The sequence below is a fragment of the Microbulbifer sp. genome (assembly GCF_036563125.1).
Taxonomy (GTDB): Bacteria; Pseudomonadota; Gammaproteobacteria; order Pseudomonadales; family Cellvibrionaceae; genus Microbulbifer.
Window position 1 is genome coordinate 1 of sequence record NZ_DATCMV010000011.1, and the last position, 4,923, is coordinate 4,923.

A 4,923-nucleotide genomic window follows, 5' to 3' on the forward strand; every position below is an offset into this window, starting at 1 on the left:
CCGAGAGAAGTTCTGGCATCGCAACTGCGTTGCCATAGGCCTCTCAGCAGGCTTTCTGGAGCCGCTCGAAGCCTCGGCACTGGTGCTGGTGGAAATCTCCGCGAACATGATTGCCGAGCAGTTCCCGGCAAGCCGCGCGGCCATGGATGTAGTCGCACGTCGCTTCAATGACACGTTTCGTTACCGCTGGGATCGCATCATCGATTTTCTCAAACTTCACTATGTACTGACCAAACGCACCGATAGTCGCTTCTGGATCGACAATTGCGCGCGGGAAACAATCCCGGAGAGCCTGCAGGAACTGCTTACGTTGTGGCGCTACCAGCCGCCTTGGCACGATGACTTCGATCGCGCGGTGGAGGTGTTTCCGGCGGCCAGCTACCAGTATGTACTGTATGGCATGGGGTTCCATACTGAGTCGAATGCGTTCGGGCTGTCCAACGCGTATCGCGAGCAGGCCCAGCAACTGATTCAGCAAAAGAACCGAGCCACGCAGCAGTTGTTCAATAGTCTTGAGAAACACCGAGATCTGATTAACAAGATTTGCCAATATGGCCTGCAGAGAATTTGAACGGGAGAATAGGAATGAGCAATACCGTCGCTCTGAATAACGAACGCCACCGCCACCTGAGAATCATTACCGCGCGCGGTGCAGAGTATGGTGAAGGCACACATCTGGTACCGGTGGTGGCCAATGAATTGCGCAATCTGGTGCTGGAGTACCCGGTGTGCATTTCCAAAGATCCGAATAATGGGCATTTCTCCCTCTGTGCCTTGCTCGGGTTTGAACCCGATGAAAACCTCTACTTGCGCAAGAACAATTGGGATGCGCAGTACATACCCATGCATATCCGTCGCCAGCCGTTTATGGTGGGTTACCGAAAACCTCAGGCCGGGCCCGGAGAAGGCAGGGGCGCGGTGATCACCGTAGATCTGGCCAGCAAGCGTGTGAATAGCGCTGATGGCTCGGAAGAGGGCGAACGTCTGTTTGATAAGGACGGCAATCACACCCCGTTTATGCGTCAAATGAGTGATTTGCTGGGGCAATTGATCTCGGGTATGGAGTCCACCACCGCGTTCCTGAAGACTCTATCAGACAATGACCTGATAGAACCGGCCCACATCAACGTTCAGTTCGCCAGTGGGGAGCAGAAACGCTTCGAGGGTCTCTACACAGTGAATGAGGATAAGTTGCAGAAACTTGACGCCAATACGCTTGTGCAGATGCACCAGCATGGATACCTGCAGGCGGCCTACTGGTTGGCGGCCTCCATGGGGCACGTACGGAAACTGATTCAAAGGAAGAATCAGCCATAAATGAAAATTCAGCGCGGCCATGGCCGCGCTTTTTCATCGGGTCAGCTGTGATTCAGCGACTCGATCGGGTGCATTTGTGGCCAGCCGGCGAACTGGTTGTCGCGAGCGGGGTCCGCATCCCATGGCCAGCATTCCAGCGTGTAGGTGCGCTGGTCATGGTTGACCCGAACAATCCCGTAGCCTTCACTCTTGAGGTTTCGGTCCGCAACAAATTTCCCCCAGGTCGTGTTGTCATCGATGAAGTCCGCGTGGGAAATCTTCGGATTGGCGACGGCTAAAACCCGCATGTTGTTGCCGAAAGGATCGGTGAAATTCCCGGTGTTCGGATCATCATCGACCGGGTTTTCCAGTGCGCCATTGCCCTCGAACCAGCGTTGCCAGAACGCTGCCGCCGCAGGTCCCGCGAAAAACAGCGCACCTGATTGATTATCCCCCGGGTTGGGGAAGTCACCGGAATACTGCCGTGCCACAAGACCCAGATGCTGGTCACCGGCGAGCACCAGTGCGCGTGCATTTTCTACCAACTGTACTGCGCGGGTACGGCCGTCGGGCGGGTAGCAGTTTGCATCGTAGTCGATCAGGCCATTGCCCTTCTCGTCGGTCTGGGGAGAGCCCCAGATAGACGCGGTGAGGCACACCTTTGGCATGCCTTGGTCCATTTCCGCCCACGCCTTGAGAAAGTCCTCCTGCCGCTTGCCCAGCAGCTCGCCTTTCACCGTGAGACGGTCCGCTTCGTAATCCGGTGGTGACTTGAACTTGCGGTCCTCGACCATGGCAAAGCTCACGCCGCCATACTGGAAGTGCGCATAGAAAACCTGGATCCCGTGCATGATGGGGGTGGGATCGTAGGCGTCCGGCGTGTGGCTGTTCTGGATACGGTAAACCATATTGACGAGGTCGATGCTCGCTTTGTACCCGCCGTCCTCCTCACGCGGACCACCGCTGCTATCCCCTTGCTTGCCCCACAGGTTGCCGTGCAGCACATCGTGGTCGTCCGCCAGTACGATGGCTGGCCGATCGCGCACGGATTCCCGGAAACACCAGTACCAGAGATACCAGCGGTACAACGTGTCGAGCTTTACCTGCGGAGTGTCGCGCGCCCAGCGGGTAGGGTAGGTCTCGTAGTACTGGTCCCCCGCAAACACGTAAATATCCGGCTTGTGGCTATCGCAGTGCTGCACTAGCTGGTTGTGCGGGAAAAAGATGTTGTCTTCGGTGTACCTGCCCAGGATGCGCTCTTCCGGAATCAGCCTTTTGTATTCGGCTTCATCCAGGCTCTTTGCAGTGGGAATGATGCAGGAATACAGCGCAATCTTCAGCGGGGATTCACGACCAGGGTCGCGGCGGATCGAGCCTTCGTAGAGCGACTCCCCCGTTCTCGGGTTGAGCACGCGATAATCGTGATCGCGCTTTGCATCCCAACCAGCGATACGAAACGCGGCGACATAGCCGTCTTCGATCTTCGCGTCTGCGCCGGTGATCCAGGCTTTGCTTCCTTTCGCGCGATATTCCAGGCGCGCACTGGGAAGCTCCGCGGTATCGACCGGCATAAACTGGGCAGACAACTTCAAGACCGCCTTTTCAGGAGCGCTGTTCAAGCTGTGCATACAACCCATCACCGGACCCAGGCCATGTTCCGGATTCACATCGATTTTCTGGCCACCGGTCTCAATCGACGTGAACCACCAGCGCGCACCGTCTTCGTCGCGATTGGGGGAGGACACCAATGAAATGCCGCCCTCCAACATTTTGGCGGGTACGTCATTGAACACCGCAAAACCAAATTCTTTGCCATTGTTCGCATCGCTGGCCACCAATCGCACATCAAAGCGACCCTTATCGATCGGATCGATATGGCAGTCGAGGAGGATTTCCCTCTCGCCGACGCGATCGATGCCGACGCTGCCTTCCCGTTCAATATTGGTGTAACTCAGTGAATTTTCCTGATTGGAGAAATCCCTGAAGCTGAGTTCGCCTTCGGTATTCACGACAGCCATAAAGCCACCGTTCTCGCCGCTGGAGCGCTGCGCGAGCGCCGCCCCGCGATACTCGAGTTTGCCCGCACCCACGCCCAGCAGGAATCCACAAAACCCTGCGCGCTCGGGTGTGAGCAGTCCAACGCGCGCGCGGATACGCGCTGGCTTGTGGGTGTGATTGAGTGTGCGGGTGAGCAGGGCGGCAGTGCGTACTTCGAAGCTTTTGTCTCCCTGCAGGCATTCGATGCGCCCCCTCTGGCTTTGCCAATCCTGAAGGCGGTTGCCCCAGAGTGCCGTGCCCAGCCAGTGCTGCGGATTGCCATTGGGAATGGCTTCAATCGGCGCTGTGTCAACCAGCTTGGGGCGCGCGGCCGCCATGGCGGATGCCAGAGAAGGGCTAAGTGCTCCACCGACCAACCCGGCGGCACCTGTCCCTAATTTCAGGAAGTTGCGTCTTTTCATTATTGGTACCTGCTTGACTGCGGTTTCATCATCGATTGTTCTGCAAAGGCGGCCGCTGTCCGCCAGAACTGCGTTATTGGCTGAGTATTTCTGCGAACCTGGTTTTTTCCACCAGGGCTCCCCGGTGCTGGATAACGATACCCGCTACTTTCGCCGCCCGGGTGATCGCATCGCGTGGCGACAAGCCGTGGCTGCGAAATGCCAGATAGCTACCATTAAAAGAGTCACCCGCTGCGGTGGTATCAACCACGTCTTTTACCGGGGAGATCGGCACCAGAAACTGTTCCCCGGGTCCACGGTAATACACCCCATTTGGGCCATCTTTTATCACCATCTCTTCAATATCGAACTGGTTCAGCAGGTCGCAGGCTGAGGAAAAATCACTGACACCGTACAAAGTGGTCAAATCTTCAATGCCGGGCAACGTCAGGTGAGCGTACTCAAACGCGTGCGCGTACTCGGTGCGGGTTTGATCCTGCGACTCCCACAATTTGGGGCGGTAGTTAGGGTCAAATACAATGCGGGTTCCGCTGTTGTACAGGTTGGCGACCAGTTCCCAGAATGCAGGGCGCGTCTCCGGGCTCAGGACGGCCAGAGAAATACCACTGAAAAAGAAGGTGTCCGGACGGGGCGCTAGGCCACAGGGCGAATAGCCGCCGTCGCAGGCCACCTGGGTGGCATCCCGAAATAGCGGAATGACTTCCCTCGCCGCCGACTGAGACCGCCAGTAGTTGAAGCTGCGTTCGCCGTTTGCGTCGGTGGTCACCGAATACAGGCCCAATTGCCGCGTGGGGTGGCGAAAGATCAAGGAGGTATCGACCTGTTCTTCTTCCAAAGCCCGGATCAGTCCATCGCTTGTGCTTTCGTGTCCCACTGCGGTCATCAATCTGACTTTGTCCGCTCGACTGGAGAGTCGCTTGAAGTAAACCGCAACGCTGTGCACGTCCCCGGCGAACGACTGCCGGAACAGTCCTGGTTCCACCTGGCTGAGCTCCACCATGCTCTCTCCGAGAATCACCAGGTCTGTCATGTCAGTCACCTTTCGTTATTGTCCGGTATTTGGGATATGCGAAAATAATGTCACAAATGGAAGGTGGGGCAGTAATGGCTGGCTTCATGGCATATCCAGAGCCATATCATCATATCTTGCCTTTACTAGCCATTCTCG

The 4,923-nt window shown here is 56.8% G+C and carries 4 protein-coding genes; 2 read left to right on the top strand and 2 right to left on the bottom strand.

The features are described from left to right. Positions 1-571 (top strand): tryptophan 7-halogenase (locus VIL80_RS00835; protein WP_332034272.1); only part of this gene is annotated, 571 nt, incomplete at its 5' end. A 14-nt stretch (positions 572-585) separates the two neighbouring features. Continuing rightward, a complete protein-coding gene (locus tag VIL80_RS00840; protein WP_332034273.1) occupies positions 586-1,317 on the top strand; it encodes a SapC family protein in 732 nt (243 codons plus the stop codon). A gap of 41 nt (positions 1,318-1,358) precedes the next feature. Here VIL80_RS00840 and VIL80_RS00845 read toward each other — a convergent pair whose 3' ends face one another. Both VIL80_RS00845 and VIL80_RS00850 read right to left on the bottom strand, forming a co-directional pair. Then, positions 1,359-3,755 (bottom strand): alkaline phosphatase D family protein, encoded by a 2,397-nt coding sequence (locus VIL80_RS00845; RefSeq protein WP_332034274.1) that lies wholly within the window; start codon positions 3,753-3,755, stop codon positions 1,359-1,361. A 73-nt stretch (positions 3,756-3,828) separates the two neighbouring features. Beyond that, on the bottom strand, positions 3,829-4,785 hold the full coding sequence (locus tag VIL80_RS00850; RefSeq protein ID WP_332034275.1) for a sugar kinase: 957 nt from the start codon (positions 4,783-4,785) through the stop codon (positions 3,829-3,831). Positions 4,786-4,923: the final 138 nt, after the last annotated feature.

What these genes read in the sequence shown, in the direction of transcription:
- VIL80_RS00850 (WP_332034275.1), bottom strand. Translation starts at nt 4,785, where the DNA reads ATGACAGACCTGGTGATTCTCGGAGAGAGCATGGTGGAGCTCAGCCAG.
- VIL80_RS00840 (WP_332034273.1), top strand. Translation starts at nt 586, where the DNA reads ATGAGCAATACCGTCGCTCTGAATAACGAACGCCACCGCCACCTGAGA.
- VIL80_RS00845 (WP_332034274.1), bottom strand. Translation starts at nt 3,755, where the DNA reads ATGAAAAGACGCAACTTCCTGAAATTAGGGACAGGTGCCGCCGGGTTG.